The sequence below is a fragment of the Catenuloplanes niger genome, from assembly GCF_031458255.1.
GTDB classification, from domain to species: Bacteria; Actinomycetota; Actinomycetes; order Mycobacteriales; family Micromonosporaceae; genus Catenuloplanes; species Catenuloplanes niger.
The window spans coordinates 7,248,359-7,274,332 of record NZ_JAVDYC010000001.1; the positions used below are offsets into that span (position 1 = coordinate 7,248,359).

Below are 25,974 nucleotides of genomic sequence, written 5' to 3' on the forward strand. Positions count from 1 at the left end.
TTATGCGCGACCGAATGCGCCGCCGTCCCCGAAGGCCCGGTCGGCGAACCGCGTGCCGATCAGCCGGTGCGTCTCCGCGTCCGGGTGCAGCGCGTCCGGCAGCGGCAGTGCCTCGGCGTCCGCCTCGCCGTACAGCTCCAGGCCGTCGAGGTACCGCAGGTGCGGGTCGGACGCGGCACGGTCCGCGACGATCCGGGCGAGCTCGGCCCGGATGACCCGCAGCGTCAGCTTCCCGGCCGCGACCTCGTCCGGTGAGCCGGTCGCCCGGAAGCTCATCCGTCCCTCGGCCAGCGCCGCCGGGTCGAAGTCGCCGGGGCCGGGCGTCTCCTCGTGGATCGGGCAGAGGATCGGCGACACCACGAGCAGCGGCACCGCCGGGTGGCCCTCGCGGATCGTGTCCAGGAAGCCGTGCACGGCCGGGCCGAACGCGCGCAACCGCATCAGGTCCGCGTTCACCACGTTGATGCCGATCTTGACGCTGATCAGGTCGGCCGGTGTGTCCCGGATGACGCGCGCGGTGAACGGGTCGAGCAGCGCGTTGCCGCCCAGCCCCAGATTGATCAGCTCGACGCCGCCGGCGCGCGCGGCCAGCGCCGGCCAGGTGGCGGACGGCCCGTCGGTGTTGGAGCCGTGGCTGATCGAGCTGCCGTGGTGCAGCCAGACCCGGCGCCCGGACTCCGCGGCCGGCGCGATCGGCGCGTCCGCGCGCAGGTCGCGAAGCTCGGTCCGCTCCCGGTACGGCAACCAGATCTCCACGTCCTTCTCGCCGGCCGGCAGCCCGTCGAAGCGCAGCGTGGCGACCTCGCCCGGCCGGTGGGTCATCGCGCCGGTGGCCATGTCGATCGCCACGGTGTCGCCGCCGTCCGCGGTGCGCCGCGCCACCAGGGCGCCGTCGATCAGCAGGTCGTAGGCGCCGTCCGGCGCGGCCGGCGCACCGGTGAAGGCGACCCGGGTGGGCAGCGTGTCCAGCTCGATGAGGGTGGCGGTGGTGCGGAACGCCAGCCGGACGCCGGAGGGCTGCGCCTCGACCATGGCGAGGTGTGGCGCGGCCGCCTGTGCGAGGGCCCAGGAGGGGAGGCGGTGGGGGAGGAGACCGTGCGGGGTGTGCTCGATCTCGAGTGCACCCCGCAGCAGATTGGCGTCGATCATACCTAAACCATATCGCGCCAAACCTAAAAGTCTTAGGAAAGCGGGATCACGCTCCACGACACCGGCGGCAGCACCACGTCGAGCGAGCCGGGCGTGACGCCGGGGTGCGGGCGCGGCGCCACCCGGTCCGGCGCGTCCGCGGTGTTCGTGGCGTAGACGTCGTCGTCCGCCAGCACGGTGGCGTCGCCGATCCGCAGCTCCCGGTCGAACGCGCGGGTGTTCACGGTCAGCCGCACCGGGTCGTCGATCGACCGGTTCACCACGAACAGCGCGACCGCGCCGGTCTCCTCGTCGCGCGTGGCGACCGCGTCGACCAGCGGCGCGTCGCCGTACCTCGGGGTCTCGTAGACCGGCGAGTCGACCGCGGTGCGCAGCACCTCGCCGCGGGCCAGCGCGGACGCCTGCGCGAACGGGTGGAAGATCGTCTGTCGCCAGGCGCGCCCGCCGGGCTCGGTGAAGATCGGCCCGATCACGTTGACCAGCTGCGCCTGCGCGGCCGCCTCGACCCGGTCGCTGTGCCGCAGCAGCGAGATCAGCAGGCTGCCGACCACCACCGCGTCCGCCACGTGGTAGACGTCCTCCAGCTGGCGCGGCGCGATCTCCCAGGTGGCCGGCGGCGGCGCGCTCTGGAAACGGCTGAGGTACCAGACGTTCCACTCGTCGAACGAGATGCCGATCTTCTTCGACGACTTGCGCCGCGCGCCGACGTGGTCCGCGGTCGCGGTGACCGCGCGGATCACGTGCTCCATGTCCAGGTTGGACGCCAGGAACGAGCCGAGGTCGCCGTCCACCTCCTCGTAGTACGCGTGCGCGGAGATCAGGTCGACCTCGTCGTACGTCTCGGCCAGCACCTCCGCCTCCCACGCGCCGAACTCGGGCATGCCGGAGCCGGAGCTGCCCACGGCCACGAACGTCAGGTTCGGGTCGAGCATCCGCATCGCGCGCGCGGTCTGGGCGGCGAGCCGGCCGTACTCCCGCGCGGTCTTGAACCCGACCTGCCAGGGGCCGTCCAGCTCGTTGCCGAGGCACCAGAGCCGCACGTCGTACGGCTTCGGGTTGCCGTTCGCCACGCGCAGGTCGGAGAAGTGCGTACCGCCCGGGTGGTTGGTGTACTCGAGCAGGTCCACGGCCTCGGCCACGCCGCGGGTGCCGAGGTTGACCGCCATCATCGGTTCGACGCCGGCCCGCGCGCACCAGCGCAGGAACTCGTCCGTGCCGAACTCGTTGGTCTCGATGGTGTGCCAGGCGAGGTCGGGGCGCCGGACCCGGGTGGGCCCGACCCCGTCCTCCCAGCGGTACCCGGAGACGAAGTTGCCGCCCGGGTAGCGGACCATCGACACGCCCAGCTCGCGGACCAGCGCGAGCACGTCCTGGCGGAGCCCGTCCGCGTCCGCGGTGGGATGGCCGGGCTCGTAGACGCCGGTGTAGACACAGCGGCCGAGGTGCTCGACGAACGAGCCGAACGTGCGCCGGCGCACCGGGGCGACGGTGAAGGCGGGGTCGAGCGTGACTGTCGCGTGCTGCACGTGGATGAACTCCTAACCCTTGAGCCCGGCATCGCCGACGCCGCGGATGACGTGGCGCTGCAGGAACGCGTACACGACCACCAGGGGCAGCCCACCGATGACGGCGGACGCCATGATCTCGGCGTAGCGCAGGCCGTACGAGCTCTGCACGGTGCCGAGCCCGACCGGCACGGTCATCAGGTCCGGGTCGCTGACCACGATGAACGGCCAGAGGAAGTTGTTCCACGCGGTGACGAACGTGAACACGCCGACCGCGGCCAGGACCGGGCGGGACATCGGCAGCACCACGCTCCAGAACATCCGCAGCCGGCTCGCGCCGTCCAGCGCGGCGGCCTGCTCGTACTCGCGCGGGATGCCGTCGAAGAACTTCTTCAGGATGAAGACCATCACCGGCGCGGCCAGCTGCGGCAGGATCATGCCCCAGTACGTGTCGACCAGCCCGAGCGACTGCATCTGGTGGAACAGCGGCACGATCAGCGCCTGCGGCGGCACCATGATCCCGGCCAGGACCAGCGCGAACAGCCAGTTCTTGGCCGGGAAGTCGAGCCGGGAGAAGCCGTAGGCGGCGAGACTGGCCGCGGCCAGCGTCAGCACGGTCACGCCGGCCGCCACGACCAGGCTGTTGAACAGCCAGAGCGGCACGTCGCCGGCGGTGAACACGCCGCGGTAGGCGTCCAGCGTGAACACGTCCGGGACCCAGGTGACCGGGACCCGCGTGGTCTCCGCCTCCGGCTTGATCGACGTGTCGATCGCCCAGGCCAGCGGGATCAGCCAGAGGAGTGCCAGTGCGACACCCAGCAGCGACAACGGCACACGGGTACGCATCAGTCGTCCCTCCCGGCCGGGAAGATCTTGAACTGGGCGAAGGCCACCACGATGATGATCAGGAAGAGCAGGTAGGAGATCGCGCTCGCGTAGCCGATCCGGTACGACGTGAAGCCCTGCTCGTACACGTACTGGATGAGCGGCCGGGTGATCGGCCCGGCGTTGCCCTCGTTCAGCAGGTACACCTGGTCGAAGATCTTCAGTGACGCGATCAGTTGCAGCACCAGGACCAGCCCGGTCGTGCGGCGCAGCAGCGGCAGCGTGATCCGCCGCAGCCGCTGGCCCGGCGTCGCGCCGTCCACCGCCGCGGACTCGTGCAGCTCCCGTGGGATGCCCTGCAACGCAGCCAGGTAGAGCAGGAAGTTGAAACCGACCGTCCACCACAGCGTGCAGAGCACCACCGCCCACATCGCGGTGCGCTCATCGTTGATCCAGGCGACCGGATCGCCGCCGAACCACCCGACCGCCGCGTTGAGCAGACCGAAGTCGGACTGGTAGATCCACAACCAGATCAGCGCGACCACGGTCACCGGCAGCAGGAAGGGCATGAAGAACGCGAACCTGAGGAACCAGCCGGTACGCCGGGCGCGGTGCGCCAGCAGTGCCATGCCCAGCCCGGTCAGCACCAGCGGCGGCGTGCTGAGCAGCGTGAACCAGACGGTGTTCCACAGCGAGTCCCAGACCGCGCCGTCCCGGGCCAGCTCCGCGTAGTTCGACAGCCCGAGGAACTCGACGTCGCCGCCGGCCAGGCTGGTGTTGAACAGGCTGCTCCACAGCCCGGACAGGATCGGCCAGATCATGAAGAGCGCGTAGATCAGCAGGAACGGGAGCGCGAACCAGAGCCCGGTCAGCGATCTCTCGGTGCGCGCCGGCGCGGGGCTGGTGTCGTGCACCGGCGCGGGGACTGTGTCGACGGCCATCGGAGCCCTCCCTAGACCGGTGCCGGTGTGTCGATGAGGCGTTGCATGTCCGCCTTGAACCGGGCCAGCCCCGCCTCCGGCGTGAGCGTGCCGGACTGCACCGCGCCGAACGCGGCGCCGGCCGGGTTCTCCATGTTGGACGCGGAGCCGCTGAACCAGGCGGGCGGATCGAGCTGCGCGGTCGTGGCCGCGTCCCGGTAACGCGACTGCGGGTCCAGCGCCAGGTAGTCCGGGCTGCGGGTGGCCGGGAGCCAGGCCGGCACGTGCCCGCCGGCCGCCCAGTCCACGCTGTGCTCCAGCATGAACCGCACGTAGTCGACCGCGGGGCGGGTGCCGGCCACCGTGCGGTCCCGCTGGTGCGGCAGCACGAACGTGTGGCAGTCGGCCTGCGTGCGGGCGATCCCGGCCGGGCTCGCGGTGCCCGGGAAGACCTCCGGGAACGGCACCATGGAGAACGGCGTCCGCTGCGTTTGGAACGTGGTGACCTCCCACTCGCCGTTGAACAGGAACGCGGCCCGGCCGCTGCCGAACAGCGCAACCGCGCCGGAGAGCAGCATCTGGCCGGGCGCGACCGCGTCGGTGACGGAGAGACGGCGCATGAAGTCCAGCGCCTGCAACGCCTTCGCGTCGTCGATCACGAGCGCGGTGGCGTCCGCGGTCAGTAGGTCGCCGTCGAGCTGGCGGTAGAGCGTCCACCACAGCCGCCAGGGGGAGATGCCGAAGTTGTCCAGGACCAGCCCGTACCCGCCGGTCAGCTTCTTCGCCTCGGACCACGCGGCGACCAGGTCGTCCGCGCCGCGCAGCGGGACCAGCGTGCCGTTCGCGTCGGTCAGCCCGAGTCGCCGGCACAGGTCGGTGTTGTAGTACATCACGAACGGGTGGGTGTCCAGCGGGATCGCGTAGACCTGGCCGTCGACCACGCAGCGGTCCCAGATCTCCGGCAGCACGTTCTCCGGCGTGATCCCGGCCTCGGCCAGCAGCTCCGGTGGGAACGGGTCGAGCAGCCGGCCGGGCGCGAAGCTGGGCAGCCGGGCCAGGTGCAGGATCGCCACGTCCGGCGCCCGGCCGCCGGCCGCGGCCATCGACAGCTTCGTGTAGTACGGCGGGCCCCAGGCCAGCGTGGAGGCCTGGACGTCGAGGTCCGGACGGCTCGCGGCGAACGCGTCGACCAGCTCGACCATGCGCACGCCGTCGCCGCCGCCGAAGAGGTTCCAGTACCGCAGCCGGTCGGCCCCGGACGGGGCACCGCACGCGGCCGCGCCCAGCACCGCGGCCGTGCCGGCCAGCAGCTGACGACGCTTCATCTCGCGCATCCCTTCATATGTCGGGTGCGTTACTTAGGGAGAGAGTGTTAGCGCTCACATGGACAAAGTCAATGGGACCTGTCGATGTATGCCAGCGATGTGCGTTAATGCGGCGGGGGCCGCCGCCCGATCGGCGACCCCCGCCTGCCCTCGATCCCCGCCCCGTGGTCGAGGGCCCCCGCCCCACAGCGGGGCGAGGTTGCGCGCGCGTGGCGGCCGCCACGCGCCGTAACCATTCGGGGTAGGTGGTCAGCGGGCGGCCCGATACGTCCGCTCCGACATGAACGCGCGGAACCGCGGGTTGCGCCGCAGCCGTTCCAGGCAGCGCGCCCGGTTCGGCCCGATGCCGCCGCACGGCACACCCAGCCGGGCGCTGATCTCCCCGTACGGCGTGGGCGGGTCCTGGAGCAGCAGCTCCAGCAGTTGCCGGCAGTGCGGCGGCAACTCGTCGAACGCGGCCCGCACCGCCGCGCCGCGCTCCCGGCGCAGCAGCCCGTCGTCCACCGAGGCGGCGGTGGCGTCCGCCTGGCCCTCCAGCCGTGCCGTGGTCGCGCCGGGCAGCTCGCGTTTCGCGGCGCGGTGCAGGTGATGGCACTCGCGCCGGGTGGTGGTCAGCAGCCACGCCGGCAGCGCCCGCGGATCGCGCAACCGGTCCAGCTGCTCGAACAGGCGCAGCCAGACGGTCTGGCTGACGTCCGCGGCGTCGGCGTCGTTCAGCCGCCACTGCCGGCACACGGCCGACACCAGCCGGCCGTACCGGTCCACGATCGTGCGCCAGGCCCGCGTGTCCCCCCGGGACGCGGCCGTGACGAGGCCCGCGATGTCCCCGTTCTCCGTTACCGGACTGTCCAGCATGGTCACTGCACGTCTCTCCATCCCCCTGGGAGACGCACGCGACCCGCCCGTCACCCGTGCGGGACGCGTGCGGTGTCTGGTGCCGTGCCGCCCCCCGGCGGCTTCCGGCCCGTCATGCGGAAAGCCTCGCACATTCGGCCCGTCCCGGGTCCGCCCCTCGGTGTCGGTTCCGTGACCGCCCGGCTGACGGATTCCGGCGTGCGCGACCCGGACGCGCGCGTCCCGCCGGGCCGCGCGAACGCCTCGGGGATGTCTCGATCCGTGACCCGCCCGGTTGCCGGCGGCCCGTCCCGGGCACGCGACAGCGCCGGTCCCGTCGAGCGGAACCGGCGCTGCGTCGAGCTCTCGTCCGTCGGGCCGGTCCGGCGCGACGCGCGGGACGCCCGGCCACGCGGGCGGCTAGGAGACCTTCTCGCGGGCCTCGGAGGCGCGGCCCTTGACGTCCTCGGCCGCGGAGCGGCCCTCGTCGCGCACGGTCGCGGCCGCGTCGGTCGCGGTGTCCCGCACCCGGCCGGCCGCCTCCTCGGCGGGACCGCGCAGGTTGTCCTGGAGCTCGCCGGCCAGCTGCTTCGCCTCCTGCACCAGCGTTTCCTTGTTCTCCTGCACCGCGGTCCGCGCGCTCGCGGCCAGCTCGCGCTCCTTCTGCGTCGCCGGCAGCAGCGACGAGATCAGCCAGCCCGCGCCGAACGCGATCAGGCCGGCCGCGAGCGGGTTGCCCTCGGCCTTGGTCTTCACCACGGACGGTGCCTGCCGGACCGCGTCCGCGGCGTCCGAGGCCTTGTCCGACACCGCGTGCGCGGCACCGGAGGCCTTGTCGGAGACCGCCTGCGCGGCGCCGGAGGCCTTGTCCGAGACCGCGTGCGCGGCGCCGGAGGTCTTGCCGGCCACGGTCGAGCCGGCGTCGGAGGCGGTTCCCATGATCTTCTCCCGGGTGTTGCGGAGCGCGTCGCGGACGCGCTGTTTCCGGTCCTCGACGATGCGCGTCGGGCTGGCCTTGTACGCGAGCGCGTCCACGTCGGAGCTGAGGCCCGCGCGGGTACGTTCGATCTCGGCGCGGATCTGGTCGGGATCGCTGCTGGTCATGACAGGCCTCCACGATTCGGCTTGAGGGCTTGGGGGATCTCCTTCGCGGTCTCCGCGGTCTGCGGCATCCCGCGCATCTCACGGGCCTTGCCGCGGGCCATGGTGAACAGCACGCCGCCGACGATCGCCCAGAGCACGGCCACGATCAGCGCGGCCCAGCTCTGGTCCATCACGTTGGCGAGGCCCCACCACAGCGCGAACGACAGGAACAGCAGGACCAGGAAGCCGGCCACGCCGGCGCCGCCGAACAGACCGGCGGCCTTGCCGGCCTTCGCCGCCTCCTGGCGCATCTCCGCCTTGGCCAGCTCGACCTCCTGGCGGACCAGTGTGGAGAGGTCCTGGGTGACCTCGCCCAGCAGCTCCCCGAAGGAGCGCTGTGACACGTCCGGACCCTGGGTCATGGCCGTGCCTCACCCGGGTACGTGCGCGGCTCGGTCGCCGGCGGGGCCAGCGGGTCGGTCACCGGCGGCAGCAGCGGGTCGGGCTCGACCGGCAGCACCGTGGTGGCGGGCGTGACCACCGCGGTGGTCGCCGGGGTGGCCGGGACCGGCACGGCCGTGACCGGCTCGGTGTAGGTGGCCGGGACCGGCGTGGCCGGGACCGTGGCGGTCCCGGTGGCGGTGACCCCGCCGGTGGTGGTCCCGGACGGGGCGGTGGACGGTGCCGCGCCGGAGTCGTCGGAGATCTCCGCGGCGACGCTGCGGGTCACCCGGCCGGCGATCAGGCCGAGCACCGCGGCACCGGCCAGGAACGTGCCGGGGTGCCGGCGCGCGTACTCCTTGACCTCGGTGATCAGCGCGCCCGGCTCGCGGGCCTCCAGCCAGTCCGCGACCTGGTCGATCTTCGCGGCGGCCTGCCGGGCGTAGTCGCCGACCGGTCCGGACTGCTCGCTCGACTCGGCCATCGAGCGCAGCTCGCCGCCGACCGACCGGATGCCGCCGACCGCGCGCTGCTGCTGCGCGCCGGCCTGGCTGCGCAGCTCGTCGCGGGTGGCGTGGTAGAGGTGGCGTGCCTGACGGCCGGTCTCCTCGGCGACCCGGCGGCCCTCGTCCTTCGCGGTGCCGGCGACGCTTCCGCCGGCTTCCACCGCGGTGTGCCCGAGCTCGCGGGCCTCCTGCTTCGCGGTGTCGGTGGCGGACGTCTGGCCGTCGGTCGCGGACGCTGAACGCGACGTGGCGATATCCGTCATCTCAGTGCCCTCCAATCGGGTTTTCCAGGGGGTGAAGTCGGCCATCTCAATCGGCCGTGCGAGGTCCCGGCTACCCGGGATCCCGGTGGTCATGCGGGAGGCGCACGCCATTTTTTGTGCCCGTTTGATCGGATCGGGGCGGGGTACCCGATCGGTATGACTGATCAAGCGACTACCGAGGCAGCCCTGGTCGGAGGGCCTTACGACGGTGAGACCCGCAGCGCGGGCGACACCGGTCTGATCGAGATCGAGAATGACGGGCTCGTGCACCGCTACATTCGTACGAGTAAATCTCAGAATTCGTCCATCGTGTACAACTACGACGGAGTCGTGAATCCGGCCGGCGCCGAGGACGGCGCCGAGCACTCCGCCGAACGTGTCGCCACGAACGTGGACCCGGACGGCAATTCCTGATCTTCGCGGGTGGCCGCCCACCGGGGTTTCCGGGTGGGCGGCCACCCGCGGGTCCGGCCGCCCGTTCCGGGTGTGCGGGCGGCGCCGGGCCGGGCGCGGGAATATCAAGGTCATTTTCCGTGGTTGTCATGATCGGGTCACAGCAGAACCGCGCGGCCCGGGTGCCGGGGCAGGTTCGGGGCCGTTAGCGACGGCGTTCCGGGCCTGTTAGACTTCCGGGGTCGACCTGACCATCACGCATGTTCATGATCAAGTTTGATCCTGCATCGGCTTCGATCCTGCATCTGCGTGGTGGTGATGAAGCGGAGCGCCTGCTCCCACCCGCGTCGCGTCGAGCGTCCGGGTCCGGTCAGACCGCCTCGGGTGCTCCGCATCCGCAGTGCGGTGGCTCAGTGCCACGCGTGACAGCGTGGCCGTGCGCGAGAGCGTGAGCCGTGACCGGTCGAGCGGGCCCTGGCATGCACGTTGCCGGGGCCTTTCTGCTTGTGGCCGACAGCGCACGCCGTGCGCAGGCTCGACCCGCCGGGGCAGGTGGGTGAGTCGTCGCCAGACCCGCGCCGGCCGGCCGGTGGGTGCGGGAAGCAGTTATGAGGAGGCCCCATCAGCGCCGAACCACGCGTGAACGATCAGATCCGGGCGCGAGAGGTCCGACTGGTCGGCCCTGAGGGTGAGCAGGTGGGCATCGTCCCGCTGGAGCGCGCCCTGCAGCTGGCCGCGGATGTCGATCTGGACCTGGTCGAGGTGGCGCCGATGGCCCGTCCGCCGGTGTGCAAGCTCATGGACTTCGGAAAGTTCAAGTATGAGTCTGCACTCAAGGCGCGCGAGGCCCGGCGCAACCAGCAGCAGACCGTCATCAAGGAGATGAAGCTCCGCCCGAAGATCGATCCGCACGACTACGAGACCAAGAAGGGTCACGTGGTGCGGTTCCTGAAGGCGGGCGACAAGGTCAAGGTCACGATCATGTTCCGTGGTCGCGAGCAGAGCCGTCCGGAGCTGGGTTACCGCCTGCTGCGCCGGCTCGAGTCGGAGATCACGGAGCTGGGTTACGTGGAGGCCGCCCCGAAGCAGGACGGCCGAAACATGACCATGGTGTTGGCCCCGCACCGGGCCACCAAGGCGGCAGCGGCGGAGCGCGTCGCGGCCAGCGCCAAGGCGCCTCGCCCGCCCCGGGACGAGGACGTCGTGGACGCACCCGAGAGCGAGGCTCCCGCGACGGAGTCCGCTGACGCGGGTGCGCCGGCCGGAACTCCCGGCCAGTAACGGCCGGCTTCCCGGCCACAACCGGCCGGGAACCCCCGGCCTGTATCAGGAAGAAGAGGCGTTCAATGCCGAAGATGAAGAGCCACACCGGCATGGGCAAGCGGGTGAAGGTCACCGGCAAGGGAAAGCTCGTCACCGAGCAGGCCGGTAAGCGTCACCTGCTGGAGGGCAAGTCCTCCCAGCGCACCCGCCGGCTGACCGGCACGGTCGAGGTGGCCAAGTCCGACGTGAAGCGTATTAAGAAGCTGCTGGGCCGCTGACGCGCCCGCCACTGACTTTTTTCAATTAGGAGTAGTTCAATGGCACGCGTCAAGCGGGCGGTCAACGCCCAGAAGAAGCGTCGTACCCTGCTCGAGACGGCGAGCGGCTACCGGGGCCAGCGGTCCCGGCTGTACCGCAAGGCCAAGGAGCAGGTGCTGCACTCGATGCAGTACTCGTACCGGGACCGTCGGGACCGCAAGGGCGACTTCCGCCAGCTGTGGATCACCCGCATCAACGCGGCCGCCCGGTCCAACGGCATGACCTACAACCGGCTGATCCAGGGCCTGCGCCTGGCCGGTCTCGAGGTCGACCGCAAGATCCTCGCGGACCTCGCGGTCAACGACGCCACGGCGTTCGCCGGGCTCGTCGAGGTCGCCAAGGCCGCGGTCGCGGCCGAGGGCACCGGCGGCGCGTCCGCTCAGGCCGCCTGAGTCCCACCGGCTTCACCCAGCTTCATCTCCGAAAGCGAGGCGTCCCGCGTTTTCCGCGGGGCGCCTCCGCTTTTCTCGCCGCCCGGCTCGTGATCGGGGACGCCCGGCCACCACCGAGAGATCAAGGACGAGACCCTGTTCACGCCGCGTACGCCCAGGATCGCCGCCGCCCGGAAGCTGCACCGCCGCCGGGACCGGGACGCGGCGCGCCGCTTCCTCGCGGAGGGGCCGCAGGCGGTGTCGGCGGCGCTGGCCACTCCCGGCACCGTGATCGAGCTGTTCGGCACACCCGAGACCCTGCACCGCTACGCGACGCTCAGCCGCACCGCGTCGGACGCGGGCATCGAGGTGTCGGAGGTCGACGAGGACGCGCTGGCGGCGCTGACCGAGACGGTGCAGCCGCAGGGGATCGTGGCGCTGTGCCACCAGGCGGACGTGTCGCTGCCCGACGCTCTCGCGCGCGGCCCGAAGCTGGTCGCGGCGCTGGCCGAGATCCGGGACCCGGGGAACGCCGGGACCGTGCTGCGGACCGCGGACGCGGCGGGCGCCGGGGCGGTGGTGTTCGCCGGTGACGCGGTCGACCCCTACAACGGCAAGTGCGTGCGGTCGACGGCCGGCAGTCTGTTCCACGTGGACGTGGTGCGCGGGCCGGATCCGGTCTCGGTGGTGACGTCGGCGCGGGCCGCCGGGCTGACCGTGCTGGCGGCGACCGGCTACGGCGACGCGGACCTCGACGGATTGGCGGACAGCGGGGCGCTCGCCACCCGTACCATGTGGGTCTTCGGATCTGAGGCCCATGGCCTCTCCGACGCGGTGCTCGCGGCGGCTGATCATCGGGTGAGGGTGCCGATGTACGGGCGGGCCGAGAGCCTTAATCTGGCGGCGGCCGCGGCGGTGTGTCTGTATGCTTCGGCGAGAGCCTTACGCGATTTCGAGGAGTGACTTACAGTGATCCGCTCGTTTATGTGGCCCGCCGGTGCGCGCGGGCGACGAGCCTGATCCTGTCTCGCTCTCAGCCTTCGGAGATACCGGTGGGCGGCGGCGTCGCCGCGCGTCACTAGACTGTCCCGGTTCCCGCAGGCGTTGGAGACGCAGAGTCATGACTTATCGCAATGACCCGTATGACCCGAAGCAGGTTGCCCTGCTGGATCAGTCCGCCCTCGACGGCGCGATCGCGGAGGCCACCCAGGCCTTCGACGGCGCGGCCGATCTGGACGCGCTCGTCGCGCTGAAGCCGGCGCACCTCGGCGACAAGTCGCCGATCTCGCTGGCCCGGCGGGAGATCGGCGCGCTGCCCCCGGCCGCGAAGTCCGACGCCGGCAAGCGGGTCAACGTCGCCCGCCAGGCCGTGCAGGCCGCGTACGACGCCCGGCAGACCGCGCTCGAGACCGAGCGCGCCGCGCGCGTGCTGGTCGAGGAGCGCGTCGACGTCACGCTCCCGTGGGACCGCCGCCCGCGCGGTGCCCGGCACCCGCTCACCACGCTGATGGAGCGGATCGGCGACCTGTTCGTCGGCATGGGCTACGAGATCGCCGAGGGGCCCGAGGCCGAGCTCGAGTGGACCAACTTCGACGCGCTCAACATTCACGCCGACCACCCGGCGCGCGGGTTGATGGACACGTTCCACCTGACCACGCCGGGGCACGTGCTGCGCACGCACACCTCGCCGGTGCAGGCCCGGACCATGCTCACCCGCAAGCCGCCGATCTACGTGGTGTGCCCGGGGCGGACGTACCGGACCGACGAGCTGGACGCGACCCACACGCCCGTCTTCCACCAGGTCGAGGGCCTGGTCGTGGACGAGGGCATCACGATGGCGCACCTGCGCGGGACGCTCGACCACTTCGCCAAGGCGATGTTCGGCGAGGGCGCTAAGACCCGGTGGCGGCCGCACTACTTCCCGTTCACCGAGCCGTCCGGCGAGTTCGACGTGTGGTTCCCGGAGCACCGGGACGGGCCGCGCTGGGTCGAGTGGGGCGGCTGCGGCATGGTCAACCCGCGCGTGCTGATCGCCTGCGGCATCGACCCGGACCGCTACTCCGGTTTCGCGTTCGGCATGGGCATCGAGCGGACGCTGATGTTCCGGCACGGCATTTCCGACATGCGCGAGATGGTCGAGGGCGATGTGCGCTTCACGACCGCGTACGGCATGGCCGTCTGAGACTTTTTTCTTTAAAGCGGAGGAATTGTGCGCATCGGAGTTTCCTGGCTGCGCGAACACGTCGACCTGCCGGTGGGTATCACCGGCGTCGACGTCGAGCAGGCATTGGTGTCCCTCGGGATCGAGGTGGACTCGGTCGTCGACCAGGCGGCGACCGTCACCGGCTCGCTGGTGGTGGGCCGCGTGCTCACCATCGAGGAGCTGACCGGCTTCAAGAAGCCGATCCGGTTCTGCACGGTCGACGTCGGCAACGAGGCGCCGCAGGAGATCGTCTGCGGCGCGCGGAACTTCGCCGTCGGTGACCTCGTCGTCGTGATCCTGCCGGGCGGCGAACTGCCGGGCGGCTTCAAGATCGGCGCCCGGAAGACCTACGGGCGGATGTCCGCCGGCATGATCTGCTCCGCCGCCGAGCTGGGGCTGAGCGACGACCACGACGGCATCATCGTGCTGTCCGGCGAGCACGTGCCGGGCACCGACGCGCGCCCGCTGGTCGGCCTGGACGACATCATCCTGGAGCTGGAGATCACCCCGGACCGGGGGTACGCGTTGAGCGTGCGCGGTCTCGCCCGGGAACTGTCGCACGCGCTGAAGGTGCCGTTCCGCGACGCCGGCCTGGCCGACGCCCCGGCCGGCACCGCCGACGCGCCGTGGGCCGTCACGGTCGACGACCAGGCCGGCTGCGACCGGTTCTCGGCGCGGCTGGTCAACGGCATCGACCCGGCCGCGCCGTCGCCGGACTTCATCACGCGCCGGCTGGCGGTCGCGGGCGTACGGTCGATCGGCCTGGCCGTGGACATCACCAACTACGTGATGCTCGAGCTGGGCCAGCCGATGCACGCGTTCGACGCGGACCGGCTCGCCGGGCCGCTGGTGGTGCGCCGCGCCGTTCCCGGCGAGAAGATCACCACGCTGGACGGGGTCGCGCGCGTGCTCGACGCCGAGGACATGGTCATCTGCGACACCGGCCTGCCCGGCGCGGGCGCGGGCGGCGTGCCGATCTCGCTGGCCGCGGTGATGGGCGGCGAGACCTCCGAGGTGCAGCCGACCACGACGAACGTGCTGTTCGAGGCCGCGCACTGGGACGCGGTCATGGTCGGCCGGACCGCACGGCGGCACAAGCTGTTCAGCGAGGCCGCGAAGCGCTGGGAGCGGGGCGTCGACCCGGCACTCACGCTCGTCGCGCTGCAGCGGGCCGTGTCGTTGCTCCTCGAGCACGGCGGCGGCACCGCGTCCGCCTCGATCCTCGACCTCGACCACCGCCGGCCCGCCGCGTCCATCTCGCTGGACGCGACGCTGCCGGCCCGCCGGATCGGCGTGGACTACTCGCGCGAGCAGGTCGTCGACCTGCTCCAGCAGGTCGGCTGCGCGGTCGAGGGCGCCGAGGTGCTCACGGTGACGCCGCCGTCCTGGCGTCCCGACCTGACCGACCCGGCCGACCTGATCGAGGAGGTCGTCCGCCTCGACGGGTACGACGTGGTGCCGAGCCGTCTCCCGGTCGCGCCGGCCGGCAACGGCCTCACCGCGTCGCAGACCCGCCGCCGGTCGGTCGCCCGCGCGCTCGCCGAGAACGGGTACGTGGAGGTGCTCAACTACCCGTTCATGTCACCGTCGGTGTTCGACGCGTTCGGCATGCCGTCCTCGGACAACCGCCGGTCCACCGTGCGCCTGGCGAACCCGCTCTCCGAGGAGGAGCCGCTGCTGCGCAGCACGCTGCTGCCGCCGCTGCTCACCACGCTGCGCCGCAACATCGGGCGGGGCACCCGCGACCTCGCGCTCTACGAGATCGGCGCGGTCTTCCACCCGCGCCCCGGCGCCGGCAGCCCGCCGGTCATGGGCGTCGACGAGCGCCCCGGCGACGACGACCTGTTCGCCGCGGACGCCACGCTGCCCAAGCAGCCGTGGCACGTCGCCGTCGTGCTGGCCGGCGAGATCTCGCCGTCCGGCTGGTGGGGCGCCGGCCGCGCCGCGAGTTGGGCGGACGCGGTCGAGGCGGCCCGCACCGTGCTCTCCGCCGCCGGCATCCCGGCCGCGTCGATCACGGTCGCGGCCGGCGACGAGGCACCGTGGCACCCGGGCCGCTGCGCCGCGATCTCGGTCGACGGCACCATCGTCGGCTTCGCGGGCGAGCTGCACCCGGCCGCCGTCTCCGCGCTGGAGCTGCCGCGCCGCACGTGCGCGATGGAGCTGAACCTGACCGCACTCCCGGACGCCCCGGTGGTCCAGGACAAGCCGCTGTCGACGTACCCGCCGGCGCTGATCGACGTGGCCCTGGTCGTCCCGTCCGACGTCCCGGCCGCCGCGGTCGAGGCGACGCTGGCCGGCGCCGCGGGCCCGCTGCTGGAGGCGGTCCGCCTGTTCGACGTGTACGAGTCGGAGTCGCTGGGTTCCGGCAAGAAGTCCCTGGCCTTCAAGCTGACGTTCCGGGCCCCGGACCGCACGCTGACGGTCGAGGAGGCGGTCACGGCCCGCGACACCGCGGTCGCCGCGGCGGCATCGGAGTTCGGCGCCACACTCCGCGGCGCGTAACGCCGCTCATCCGCGGACGGAACCCCGTCGGTCCTTCGGGCCGGCGGGGTTCCTCGCGTTCACCGGCCGGCCGCACGCCACCGGCGGCCTCGACCTGGCCCGCTGCCTGCGCACCCGTCCGGGGCCGAACATCCGTCGTGCCGATCGATGCGGTCCGCCGGAGCGTCCCGGGTCCGGGCGCGGCCGCCCGTCTCGTCGACGGTTCGCGCTGACAGCACCTCGCCGTCGTCGTGGACCACCTCACGTCATGATCTACTGGCCGGTGTGGGTGGCGCGCAGAGTGTGTTTGCGACCTGGCAGCGGGGCTGGGGCAGGGCGCGGCGGGTCGAGCCGGGCGTCGAGGTGGCCGGCGGGCTGCGGGTGCACTGCCGGATGAACTCGCGCGAGATCGAGTTCTTCGCATTCGACGACCGGGCCGAGACGTTGGCCGGGCTCGCCGCGGCGGCGCTCCGGGAGGAGGGCATCACCTGGCTGACCGTGGCGACCACGGAGCCGCAGCCGGCGGTGAGCGCGCTGGAGGCGGCCGGGCTGACCATGTTGCGGCAGTCCGAGCGGCTGATGAGCGTCGACCTGCGTGCGCATCCCCGGAGCCGGGTGCCCGCCGGGTACCGGGCCGAGACCACGGTCGACGACGGGGTGGTCTCCGTCCAGGTCGTCGCCGGCGACGGCTCGGACGCCGCGCGGGGCTGCGCGGGAGTCGTCGGCGGGTACGCCTCGGCCGACCGGATCCTCACCTGGCCCGATCATCGGCGCCGGGGACTGGGCAGCGCGGTCATGGGGATCCTGGCCGGCGCGGCGATCGAGCTCGGCGCGGAGACCGGGCTGCTCGTCGGCGGCGTAGAAGGTCAGCAGCTGTACCGGATGCTCGGCTGGCACACCGAAGCGACGGTCCTGATCGCCGCGCCACCCGGCACCGTCTACCCGGAGTAGGCGCGACCCGGTCGCCCGGATGATACGACTCCGCCGGGTGCGCCACCGTGTTTCTCGACGAGAATCCCAGCCGCGCCGCGCGCTCACCGCCGGCACCGTCGTTGTCTGCGTCACGGGGATCGCCGACCGGAGATTCCGGCGCGTGGATCAGCTTTCAGTCCAGCCTCCTAGGACGGCAGAGCGGGTGTGCGTTCGTACACTGAGGACGTGACGGAGGCGGGGATTCGGGCGTACGAAAAGCGGGATCTCGACGCGGCGGTCGAGTTGCTGGATCTGACGAGCGCGGCGGACGCGCGGACCCGGTGGCGGCGCCTGCTCGCGGAGGACCGGGTGCGTGCGGTGGTCGCGGAGAGCGGCGGCCGGGTCGTCGGCGCGGCGTTGATCGGTGCGGTGGCGGACTACCGCGGGCAGCGGGCGATCGGGCTCGGGGTCGCGGCGGCGGCCCGCGGACGGGGGATCGGGACCGCGCTGGCCGCGGAGCTGCGGCGGATGGACCGGGACGCCGCGCCGGAAGCCGGGCCGATCGCGATGACCGTGCGCGACGACCAGCCGGCCGGACTGCGGTTCGCGGAGCGGCTCGGGCTGCAGGTCTACAACCACTGCACCGGCTGGACGATCGCGCTCGACGATCCCCGGTCGCTGCGGTCCGCGGCGGAGGTGGCCGCGACGAGGTCCGGCGTCCGGCTGACGACGGCGACCGTGCGGGAGTCGCGGGCGCGTTTCGTGGCGGCGGCCGCGGACTCGCTGACCGGGATGCCGACCGACACGCCGATCGACCTGGAGCGGTTCGCGGCGCACATGCCCGACCACGCCCTGGTGCTGTTCGCGGAGGACGCGGACGGCACCGCCGGGGTCTGCCTGATCCGGCCGGACGGCGACGCGGGCGGCTGGCACACCAGCTACACCGGCGTGGCCACGCGTGCCCGGCGGCGGGGCGTGGCACGGGCGCTGAAACTGGGCTCGTTCGCCGCGGCGGCGGAACACGGCGGCACCGCGATGCACGGCGAGAACGACGACCGCAACGCTCCCATGCTGGCGTTGAGCGCGGCGGTCGGCATGCGACGCGGCCTGGGCTACTGGTCCCTGGTGACGGACCGGCTGACGGCTCCCGTCCGCCCGTAGCCGCGACCGGCGACCAGCGACGGCCGCTGTGCCGGCGACCGGCGACGGCCGCTGTGCCGGGCGCCCATCGCGCTACGCCCACCACCGAGCCGCTGCCCATCAGTCGGCGGGCAACGGCCGACGGGCAACGGCCGACGGGCAACGGACAGCGGCTCCGGCAGTTCGCGGTGATCTCTCGATCGAGTCTGCTCTCTTCCGTGAAACCGGGAAGAGCCGCGGCCCGTGATGACCGGATCGCCTCGTCATCCGGGGCCCGCGGGCACGGCCACAGCCAGGTGCGGTCAGCCGGCTGAACCGGGTCGGCCTCCCGAGCTTCAGGCAGCCGGTCCGCCGGGCGTCGCCGGCCCGGTGACGGCCTGGCTTCCCGCGGTGGCCTGACTTCCCGCGGTGGCCGGGTTCCCCGTCGCCGACAGCGCGTCCGCGACCGCGCGCCCGTCCGCGACCGCGCGCCCGTCCGCGGCGGCCGCCGGGGCGCTCGGTCCGGCCGTTCCGTCCGTGGCCATCGGGTCCGGCGCGACCGCGTAGCGGGCACTCAGCCGGCGGTAGGGGCGCGTGTTCAGTGCGATCACCGTGGCGATCACGCCGATCACGCCGGTCAGCACGAAGACCAGGGCCAGCCCGCGGTCGGCGCCGGTGCCGAACCAGGAGCCGATGGTGCGGGCGCCCGCACCGTCGGTCATGAACGGGATGAAGAAGAACTGCGCGATCGGCGAGATCAGGAACGCGGTGGCCGGCGACGCGGCCTGCTCGACGCTCTGCGCGAAGCCGAACACCCGCCCCTGCCGTTCCAGCGGCACCACGCGCTGCAGGATCGTCTGTTCGGCCGCCTCCGCGTACGGCACGAGCAGCATGTAGACGTACATGCCGACGGCGAGCGGGATGATCGACGCGGTGAGCGGGAACAGCGCCACCACGGCCCAGAGCACCAGGTTGACGAGCAGCAGCAGCCGCACCGGCTTGCTGCCCAGGCCGGTGCGCGCGATGAGCAGGCCGCCGACGATGAAGCCGGTGCTCAGCACGCCCCAGAGCACGCCCCACGTCTGCACGGACACCAGCGACAGCCCGTACGCGTCCATCAGCGCCATGAAGACGCCGCCGAGCAGGTTGTTGAACGCGGAGAAGAACACCAGAGCCATCAGCCCGGGTACGCCGCGAACCACCCGGACCGTACCGCGCAGGTCGACGCGTCCACCCTCGGCCACGTGTTCCGGTGACGGTGCCGGCTCGCGGACCGGCACGGTGGCCAGGTGCACGATAGCCAGGCCGAGCACGACCAGCGCCAGGGCCAGCACCGACCGCATGCCGTCGAACGCGACGAGCAGGCCGCTGATCACCGACGTGGTCAGCATCGACACGCCGGACGTGGTGCCGACCAGCCCGTTCGCCCGGTCCCGGCTGCCCTCGTCGATCAGGATCGTGACCAGCGTCGGCATCGCGATCGTCCGGATGTTGCCGGCGATCACGCCGCACATGAGCAGCACGACGAACGCCCAGAGCCGTATCCCCGCGGGGTCCCGGAACGCCTCCGGTGGTGTCGCCAGCCAGACGCCGAGCGCGGCCAGGTAGAGCACGAACGACGCGCCCGCCGACACCTGCATCATCAGCGTGCGCCGGTGATGGTCGACCAGACTGCCGAACCAGATGCCGGTCAGCGCGGTCAGCACCAGGAAGATGCCGGAGATGACGCCGGTCGCGAAGACCGACTTCGTCTCCAGGTAGACCCAGAAGGTGACCGCGAACCACACGGTGAAGTTGATGACGGACACCAGCAGCGTGTTGGCGAGAAGTTGGTAGAAGGTCCGCAGGTCACCGCTCATCGGGCCACCGTAGAGCCTGCGTACGACAGTTTCGAGGAATTATCAGGCGCTGATGGACTTCTTGCGGCGCAGGTGTTCGCGGATGCGGAGGCGGGCCAGGTTCTCGGCGTCCTCGCGTTCCTCGGCGTACTGGTAGGTCTGGTCGCTGGTGGCCTGGGTGCCGGCCAGGATCGGGAGCGCGCCCTGGCTGCCGTCGCGGCCGACCACGTGTTCCCAGGCGATCACCCGGTACGTGTGCGGGAAGATGAAGTCGACCAGGTCCTCGGTGACGACCTCGCCCTCGCTGGTCATCAGCGGCTGCTCGTCGGAGTGGGACGGGACCTCGGCCGCCCAGAGCGGGTATGCCTGGGGGGTGATGATCCGGATCGAGTCGCCCATGAGCGGCTTCCCTTCTTCCGACGACGTGGACAGAAATACGAACAAGCCTCCCGAGCATATGTGGCGTACGGCGCAAAGAGGGCAAATTGCGAGACGGAGACGATTATCCCTTTGCCCGCCCCCGGTGAATGTTGATACATTGGGCCGCATAGTGATGCGGAGGGCAACATGGGTGTCAGGGTCGGTGTGGCGGGTGCCAGCGGATACGCGGGGGGCGAGCTGTTGCGCCTGCTCGCCGGGCACCCGGAGTTCGACCTGGTGACCGCGACCGCGCACAGCCAGGCGGGCAGTCCGGTCGGCGCGGTCCACCCGCACCTGAGCGGGCTCGGTCTCACGCTGGGCAGCACCGAGCCGGCCGCGTTCGAGGACGTCGACCTGGTCTTCCTCGCGCTGCCGCACGGGCAGTCCGCGGCGCTGGCGAGCCGGCTGCCGGAGACCGTGCGGATCGTCGATCTCGGCGCGGACTTCCGGCTCGGCGACGGCGACGCGTGGCAGCGGTACTACGGCGGTGAGCACGCCGGCACGTGGACCTACGGGCTGCCGGAACTGCCCGGTCAGCGCGAGCGGATCGCGAACAGCACCCGGGTGGCGAACACCGGCTGCTACGCGGTCACCACGATCCTCGCGCTCGCGCCGCTGATCGCGGCCGGCGTCGCCGACCCGGCGGACGTGGTGGTGGTCGCGTCGTCCGGCACGTCCGGCGCGGGCAAGTCGGCGAAGACGCACCTGCTGGCCAGCGAGGTGATGGGCAGCCTGTCGACCTACAAGACCGGGCGCCACCAGCACGTGCCGGAGATCAAGCAGGCCACGGGCGCGAAGAGCCTGTCGTTCACGCCGGTCCTGGCGCCGATGCCGCGCGGCATCCTGGCGACGGTGACCGCGAGAAGGGCGAACGACCAGGATCCGCACGAGGTCCTGAAGGCGGCCTACGCGACGGATCCCTTCGTGCACGTGCTGGCACCGGACCAGTGGCCGCAGACCGCGGGCGTCAGCGGCTCCAACTCCGTGCACCTGCAGGCCACGGTCGACGTCGACTCCGGCCGTGTCATCGCGGTCAGCGCGTCCGACAACCTCGGTAAGGGCGCGGCCGGCCAGGCCGTCCAGAACGCCAACCTCATGTTCGGGCTGCCCGAGACCACCGGGCTGCAGATCTACGGAGTCGCACCATGAGCGTCACCCACCCGAAGGGCTTCCGGGCCGCCGGCGTCGCCGCCGGTCTCAAGGCGAACAAGCCGGACGTCGCGCTGGTCGTCAACGACGGCCCGGACGCGACCGCGGCCGGCGTCTTCACCAGCAACCGGGTCAAGGCCGCGCCGGTGCTCTGGAGCCAGCAGGTGCTCAGGGGCGGCGTGGTGCGCGCGGTCATCCTGAACTCCGGCGGTGCGAACGCGTGCACCGGCCCGGCCGGCTTCCAGGACACGCACGCCACGGCCGAGCACACCGCGGCCGCGCTGCGAGGCGGTCCCAAGCCGCTGCTGCTCGGCGCCGGTGACGTCGCGGTCTGCTCGACCGGCCTGATCGGCGAGCGGCTGCCGATGGACAAGCTGCTCCCCGGCGTCGAGGCGGCCGTGCGCGGCCTGTCCCGCGACGGTGGTGCCGCGGCCGCGGAGGCCATCATGACCACGGACACCGTGCCGAAGACCGCGGTCGTCGAGGGTACGGGCTGGAGCGTCGGCGGCATGATCAAGGGCGCCGGCATGCTGGCCCCGGGGCTCGCCACCATGCTGTGCGTGCTGACCACGGACGCGGTCGCCGGCTCGGACGCGCTGGACACGGCGCTGCGCCACGCCACCCGCGTCACGCTGGACCGGGTCGACTCGGACGGCGCGATGTCCACGAACGACACCGTGCTGCTGCTGGCCTCCGGCGCGTCCGGCATCGAGCCGACCACGGAGGAGTTGGCCGAGGCCGTCACCGAGCTGCTGCGCCAGCTGTCCCGGAAGCTGATCGCGGACGCGGAGGGTGCCACCAAGGAGGTCGCGATCGCGGTCACCGGCGCGCTCACCGAGGACGACGCGGTCGAGGCCGGCCGGGCCGTGGCCCGGAACAACCTGGTCAAGACCGCGCTGTTCGGCAACGACCCGAACTGGGGGCGGATCCTGGCGGCGGTCGGCACCACGCGGGCCACGTTCGAGCCGGATCAGCTGGACGTCGCGGTCAACGGCGTGTGGGTGTGCAAGGGCGGTGCGGCCGCGGAGGACCGGTCCAAGGTGGACCTGTCCGGCCGCGACGTGGAGATCCACATCAACCTCAATGCGGGCGGCGCGGAGGCCACCATCTGGACCAACGACCTTTCCCACGCGTACGTGCACGAGAACTCGGCGTACAGCTCATGACCGCGGCGCTCACCCGTGACCTGGCGGTGGCACAGCAGAAGGCCGCCACGCTGATCGAGGCGCTGCCGTGGCTGCGCGAGTTCTCCGGCGAGACCGTGGTGGTCAAGTACGGCGGCAACGCGATGATCGACCCGGAGCTGCAGCGCGCGTTCGCGGCCGACATGGTGTTCCTGCGCTACGCCGGGCTCCGGCCGGTCGTGGTGCACGGCGGCGGCCCGCAGATCTCCGCCATGCTGAAGAGGCTCGGCATGGTCAGCGAGTTCCGCGGCGGCCTGCGGGTTACCCCGCCGGAGACCATGGACGTGGTCCGGATGGTGCTGGTCGGCCAGGTCGGCCGCGAGCTGGTCGGCCTGATCAACGAGCACGGGCCGTACGCGGTCGGCCTGTCCGGCGAGGACGCGAAGCTGTTCACCGCGGTCCGCCGGCCCGCGATCGTCGACGGCGAGCCGGTCGACGTGGGCCTGGTCGGCGACGTCGCCACGGTCAACCCGGGCGCGGTCGCGGACATCATCGCGGCCGGCCGCATACCGGTCATCGCCACGGTGGCGCCGGACGCCGACGGCACGCTGCACAACGTGAACGCGGACACCGCGGCCGCCGCGCTCGCGGTCGCGCTCGGCGCCCGCAAGCTGGTGGTGCTCACGGACGTGACCGGTCTCTACCGGAACTGGCCGGACCCGGACAGCCTGATCACCCAGATCACCACGAACGAGCTGGCGGAGCTGCTGCCGAGCCTCGAGTCGGGCATGGTCCCCAAGATGGAGGCCTGCCTGCGCGCGGTCGAGGGCGGAGTCCCGGCCGCGCACGTCGTCGACGGCCGGGTCGCGCACTCGACCCTGCTGGAAGTCTTCACCTCAGAAGGATTCGGAACCATGGTGATGGGGTCATGAGCGGTCTGGTCGACCGGTGGCAGACGTCCATGATGGAGAACTACGCCACCCCCGGTCTCGCGCTGGCCCGCGGTGCCGGCGCGGTCGTCGTCGACGACGCGGGCCGGGAATACCTGGACCTGCTCGGCGGCATCGCGGTCAACGCGCTCGGCCACGCCCACCCGGCCGTGGTCGCGGCCGTGACCAAGCAGATCGGCACGCTCGGGCACGTCTCCAACTTCTACGTGGCCGAGCCGACGATCAAGCTGGCGGAGCTCCTGCTCGCGCTGGCCGGGCGGCCGGGCCGGGTGTTCTTCGGCAACTCCGGCGCGGAGGCCAACGAGGCGGCGTTCAAGATGTCGCGCCTCACCGGCCGTACCCACGTGGTGGCCTCGGAGGGTGGTTTTCACGGCCGGACCATGGGCGCGCTCGCGCTGACCGGTCAGCCGGCGAAGGCCGCGCCGTTCCAGCCGCTGCCCGGGAGCGTCACGCACGTCCCCTACGGCGACGTGGCGGCGCTGGCGAACGCGGTCACGGACGAGACCGCCATGGTCATCCTGGAGCCGATCCAGGGCGAGGGCGGCGTGCTGGTCCCGCCGGCCGGCTACCTCACCGCGGCCCGGGAGATCACCGCCCGGCACGGCGCGCTGCTCGCGCTGGACGAGGTGCAGACCGGCATCGGCCGCACCGGGCACTGGTTCGCGCACCAGGCCGAGGGCGTCGAGCCGGACATCGTGACGCTGGCCAAGGGCCTCGGCGGCGGGCTGCCGATCGGCGCGGTCCTCGCGTTCGGCCGCGCGGCCACGCTGTTCCAGCCCGGCATGCACGCCAGCACGTTCGGCGGCAACCCGGTCAGCTGCGCGGCCGCGCTCGCGGTGATCCAGACGATCGCGAACGAGGGCCTGCTCGATCACGTCAAGCGCGTGGGGGAGCGGCTGCGGCGCGGCGTCGAGGCGCTCGGCCACCCGCTGATCAAGGAGGTGCGCGGCGCCGGTCTGCTGCTCGGCATCGTGCTCGACGCGCCGGCCTCCGGCGCGCTGACCGGCGTGCTGAAGGACGCCGGGTTCCTGGTCAACGCGGTGGCGCCGCACGTCGTACGGCTGGCCCCGCCCCTGATTCTCTCGGCCGAGCAGGCCGACTCGTTCCTCGCCGCGCTGCCCCACGCCCTGGACACGGTGACCTCATGACCCGGCACTTCCTCCGCGACGACGACCTCACCCCGGCCGAGCAGTCCGCGGTGCTCGACCTGGCCCAGCTGATGAAGGCCGACCGGTACGCGCACAAGCCGTTCGCCGGCCCGAAGTCGGTCGCGGTCCTCTTCGACAAGCAGAGCCTGCGCACCCGGCTGTCGTTCGACGTCGGCATCGCCGAGCTCGGCGGCAACCCGATCATCGTGGACACGCAGGCCACCCACTTCGGCCGCGGCGAGACCCTGGCCGACGCGGCGCGGGTGCTGTCCCGGTACGTGTCCGCGATAGTCATGCGCACCTACGGCGACGAGCGGCTCGCCGAGATCGCGTCCGCCGCCACCGTGCCGGTGGTGAACGCGCTCACCGACGGCTTCCACCCCTGTCAGCTGCTCGCCGACCTGCTCACGATCCGGGAGCGGTGCGGCACCACGCACGGGCGCACGCTGGCCTACGTCGGCGACGCGGCGAACAACATGAGCCACTCGTACCTGCTGGCCGGCGCGACCGCGGGCATGCACGTGCGCGTCGCCGGCCCGTCCGGCTACGACCCGGACCCGGCGATCGTCGCCCGCGCGGCGGAGATCGCGGCGTGGACCGGCGGCTCGGTCAGCGTGCTCCGCGACCCGTACGAGGCGGTCGACGCGGCCGACGTGATCGCCACCGACACGTGGACGTCGATGGGCCAGGAGAACGACGGCCAGGACCGGCACACCCCGTTCCGGCCGTACCAGGTGAACAAGGACCTGGTCGCGGCCGCGAAGCCGGACGCGATCGTGCTGCACTGCCTGCCCGCGCACCGCGGCGACGAGATCACCGACGACGTGATGGACGGCTCGCAGAGTGCGGTCTTCGACGAGGCCGAGAACCGGGTGCACGCCCAGAAGGCGCTGCTCGCCTGGCTGGCAGGGTATTCGGCATGACCGCACCCACCACCCGCACCGCGCGGCACGCCCGGATCGTCGACCTGATCCGGGAGAAGGCCATCCGGTCGCAGACCGAGCTGGCCGAGCTGCTGGCCGGCGACGGTGTGCAGGTCACCCAGGCCACGCTCTCCCGTGACCTGGAGGAACTGGGCGCGGTGAAGGTGCGTGGGACCGCGGGCGGCCCGGCCGTCTACCTGATCCCCGAGGACGGCACGCCGGTCATCCGGCAGGCCGAGCAGGCCCCGGCGCGGCTGTTGCGGCTGCTGCGCGAGCTGCTCACCGGCGCCGACGCCAGCGGCAACATAGCCGTGCTGCGCACCCCGCCCGGGGCCGCGCAGTTCCTGGCCAGCGCGCTCGACCGGTCCGGGCTGCCGGACGTGGTCGGCACGATCGCGGGCGACGACACCATCCTGGTCGTCGCCCGGGAACCGTTCGGCGGGCCCGCGCTCGCCGACAAGCTCTCCGGCTGGGCCCGGTCCGGGCCGGCCGACTCCGATCATTGAGA

At 72.2% G+C, this 25,974-nt stretch carries 26 protein-coding genes; 15 read left to right on the forward strand and 11 right to left on the reverse strand.

The features are described 5' to 3' along the window. From J2S44_RS31605 to J2S44_RS31645, 9 genes are all read right to left on the reverse strand, one after another. Nucleotides 1-1,149, reverse strand: a complete 1,149-nt coding sequence (locus J2S44_RS31605) for a GDSL-type esterase/lipase family protein (protein ID WP_310421315.1) — start codon at nt 1,147-1,149, stop codon at nt 1-3. Between the two features lie 32 nt (nt 1,150-1,181). Further along, the gene (gene arfA / locus J2S44_RS31610) at nt 1,182-2,675 is read right to left on the reverse strand and encodes an arabinosylfuranosidase ArfA (protein ID WP_310421317.1); all 1,494 of its coding nucleotides are present in this window, start codon (nt 2,673-2,675) and stop codon (nt 1,182-1,184) included. Between the two features lie 12 nt (nt 2,676-2,687). Then, nucleotides 2,688-3,500 carry a carbohydrate ABC transporter permease gene (locus tag J2S44_RS31615; RefSeq protein ID WP_310421319.1) on the reverse strand — a complete coding sequence of 271 codons (813 nt, stop codon included), beginning with the start codon at nt 3,498-3,500 and terminating at the stop codon, nt 2,688-2,690. Further along, complete coding sequence (locus J2S44_RS31620) at nt 3,500-4,420, reverse strand: carbohydrate ABC transporter permease (protein WP_310421321.1); 921 nt, start codon at nt 4,418-4,420, stop codon at nt 3,500-3,502. Before J2S44_RS31620 ends, J2S44_RS31615 begins: the two co-directional genes overlap by 1 nt. 11 nt (nt 4,421-4,431) lie before the next feature. After that, on the reverse strand, nt 4,432-5,724 hold the full coding sequence (locus tag J2S44_RS31625) for an extracellular solute-binding protein (RefSeq protein ID WP_310421323.1): 1,293 nt from the start codon (nt 5,722-5,724) through the stop codon (nt 4,432-4,434). 249 nt (nt 5,725-5,973) lie between these two features. After that, entirely contained in the window at nt 5,974-6,579 is a 606-nt protein-coding gene (locus J2S44_RS31630; protein WP_310421325.1) for an RNA polymerase sigma factor, read from the reverse strand. Between the two features lie 399 nt (nt 6,580-6,978). Further along, nucleotides 6,979-7,662, reverse strand: a complete 684-nt coding sequence (locus J2S44_RS31635) for a DUF3618 domain-containing protein (protein WP_310421328.1) — start codon at nt 7,660-7,662, stop codon at nt 6,979-6,981. After that, nucleotides 7,659-8,045 carry a phage holin family protein gene (locus J2S44_RS31640; protein WP_310421330.1) on the reverse strand — a complete coding sequence of 129 codons (387 nt, stop codon included), beginning with the start codon at nt 8,043-8,045 and terminating at the stop codon, nt 7,659-7,661. Before J2S44_RS31640 ends, J2S44_RS31635 begins: the two co-directional genes overlap by 4 nt. A gap of 14 nt (nt 8,046-8,059) precedes the next feature. Continuing rightward, nucleotides 8,060-8,851, reverse strand: a complete 792-nt coding sequence (locus J2S44_RS31645) for a hypothetical protein (RefSeq protein ID WP_310421332.1) — start codon at nt 8,849-8,851, stop codon at nt 8,060-8,062. Between the two features lie 156 nt (nt 8,852-9,007). Between J2S44_RS31645 and J2S44_RS31650 the strand changes: the two genes are divergently transcribed. The 9 genes from J2S44_RS31650 (at nt 9,008) to J2S44_RS31690 (ending at nt 17,956) form a co-directional block, all read left to right on the forward strand. Continuing rightward, entirely contained in the window at nt 9,008-9,265 is a 258-nt protein-coding gene (locus tag J2S44_RS31650; RefSeq protein ID WP_310421334.1) for a hypothetical protein, read from the forward strand. Nucleotides 9,266-9,883: 618 nt separating this feature from the next. Further along, the gene (gene infC, locus J2S44_RS31655) at nt 9,884-10,525 is read left to right on the forward strand and encodes a translation initiation factor IF-3 (RefSeq protein WP_307245956.1); all 642 of its coding nucleotides are present in this window, start codon (nt 9,884-9,886) and stop codon (nt 10,523-10,525) included. Nucleotides 10,526-10,590: 65 nt separating this feature from the next. Beyond that, nucleotides 10,591-10,785 carry a 50S ribosomal protein L35 gene (rpmI, locus tag J2S44_RS31660; RefSeq protein WP_307245958.1) on the forward strand — a complete coding sequence of 65 codons (195 nt, stop codon included), beginning with the start codon at nt 10,591-10,593 and terminating at the stop codon, nt 10,783-10,785. A 39-nt stretch (nt 10,786-10,824) separates the two neighbouring features. Then, complete coding sequence (gene rplT / locus J2S44_RS31665) at nt 10,825-11,217, forward strand: 50S ribosomal protein L20 (protein WP_310421336.1); 393 nt, start codon at nt 10,825-10,827, stop codon at nt 11,215-11,217. Between the two features lie 120 nt (nt 11,218-11,337). Next, nucleotides 11,338-12,159, forward strand: a complete 822-nt coding sequence (locus J2S44_RS31670) for a TrmH family RNA methyltransferase (RefSeq protein ID WP_310430016.1) — start codon at nt 11,338-11,340, stop codon at nt 12,157-12,159. Nucleotides 12,160-12,316: 157 nt separating this feature from the next. Next, the gene (gene pheS, locus J2S44_RS31675) at nt 12,317-13,378 is read left to right on the forward strand and encodes a phenylalanine--tRNA ligase subunit alpha (protein WP_310421338.1); all 1,062 of its coding nucleotides are present in this window, start codon (nt 12,317-12,319) and stop codon (nt 13,376-13,378) included. A 27-nt stretch (nt 13,379-13,405) separates the two neighbouring features. Then, on the forward strand, nt 13,406-15,904 hold the full coding sequence (pheT, locus tag J2S44_RS31680) for a phenylalanine--tRNA ligase subunit beta (RefSeq protein WP_310421340.1): 2,499 nt from the start codon (nt 13,406-13,408) through the stop codon (nt 15,902-15,904). 282 nt (nt 15,905-16,186) lie between these two features. Continuing rightward, nucleotides 16,187-16,834, forward strand: a complete 648-nt coding sequence (locus J2S44_RS31685) for a GNAT family N-acetyltransferase (protein ID WP_310421342.1) — start codon at nt 16,187-16,189, stop codon at nt 16,832-16,834. Between the two features lie 207 nt (nt 16,835-17,041). Continuing rightward, nucleotides 17,042-17,956 carry a GNAT family N-acetyltransferase gene (locus J2S44_RS31690; protein ID WP_310421344.1) on the forward strand — a complete coding sequence of 305 codons (915 nt, stop codon included), beginning with the start codon at nt 17,042-17,044 and terminating at the stop codon, nt 17,954-17,956. 314 nt (nt 17,957-18,270) lie between these two features. Here J2S44_RS31690 and J2S44_RS31695 read toward each other — a convergent pair whose 3' ends face one another. Together J2S44_RS31695 and J2S44_RS31700 are read right to left on the reverse strand one after the other, a co-directional pair. Continuing rightward, entirely contained in the window at nt 18,271-19,773 is a 1,503-nt protein-coding gene (locus J2S44_RS31695; protein ID WP_310421346.1) for an MFS transporter, read from the reverse strand. A 42-nt stretch (nt 19,774-19,815) separates the two neighbouring features. Continuing rightward, nucleotides 19,816-20,151, reverse strand: a complete 336-nt coding sequence (locus J2S44_RS31700; protein WP_307245979.1) for a hypothetical protein — start codon at nt 20,149-20,151, stop codon at nt 19,816-19,818. 168 nt (nt 20,152-20,319) lie between these two features. Between J2S44_RS31700 and argC the strand changes: the two genes are divergently transcribed. Genes argC through J2S44_RS31730 form a run of 6 tightly spaced genes read left to right on the forward strand, consistent with a single transcriptional unit; the run spans nt 20,320 to nt 25,972 of the window. Further along, nucleotides 20,320-21,321, forward strand: a complete 1,002-nt coding sequence (gene argC, locus J2S44_RS31705) for an N-acetyl-gamma-glutamyl-phosphate reductase (protein WP_310421348.1) — start codon at nt 20,320-20,322, stop codon at nt 21,319-21,321. Beyond that, a complete protein-coding gene (gene argJ / locus J2S44_RS31710) occupies nt 21,318-22,487 on the forward strand; it encodes a bifunctional glutamate N-acetyltransferase/amino-acid acetyltransferase ArgJ (RefSeq protein WP_310421350.1) in 1,170 nt (389 codons plus the stop codon). Before argC ends, argJ begins: the two co-directional genes overlap by 4 nt. Continuing rightward, nucleotides 22,484-23,377, forward strand: coding sequence for an acetylglutamate kinase (gene argB, locus J2S44_RS31715; RefSeq protein ID WP_310421352.1), 894 nt, complete (start codon nt 22,484-22,486; stop codon nt 23,375-23,377). The genes argJ and argB overlap by 4 nt, the downstream gene beginning before the upstream one ends. Continuing rightward, the gene (locus J2S44_RS31720; RefSeq protein WP_310421354.1) at nt 23,374-24,543 is read left to right on the forward strand and encodes an acetylornithine transaminase; all 1,170 of its coding nucleotides are present in this window, start codon (nt 23,374-23,376) and stop codon (nt 24,541-24,543) included. Before argB ends, J2S44_RS31720 begins: the two co-directional genes overlap by 4 nt. Continuing rightward, nucleotides 24,540-25,466 carry an ornithine carbamoyltransferase gene (argF, locus tag J2S44_RS31725; protein ID WP_310421356.1) on the forward strand — a complete coding sequence of 309 codons (927 nt, stop codon included), beginning with the start codon at nt 24,540-24,542 and terminating at the stop codon, nt 25,464-25,466. The genes J2S44_RS31720 and argF overlap by 4 nt, the downstream gene beginning before the upstream one ends. Continuing rightward, nucleotides 25,463-25,972 carry an arginine repressor gene (locus J2S44_RS31730; protein ID WP_310421358.1) on the forward strand — a complete coding sequence of 170 codons (510 nt, stop codon included), beginning with the start codon at nt 25,463-25,465 and terminating at the stop codon, nt 25,970-25,972. The genes argF and J2S44_RS31730 overlap by 4 nt, the downstream gene beginning before the upstream one ends. Nucleotides 25,973-25,974 lie beyond the last annotated feature (2 nt).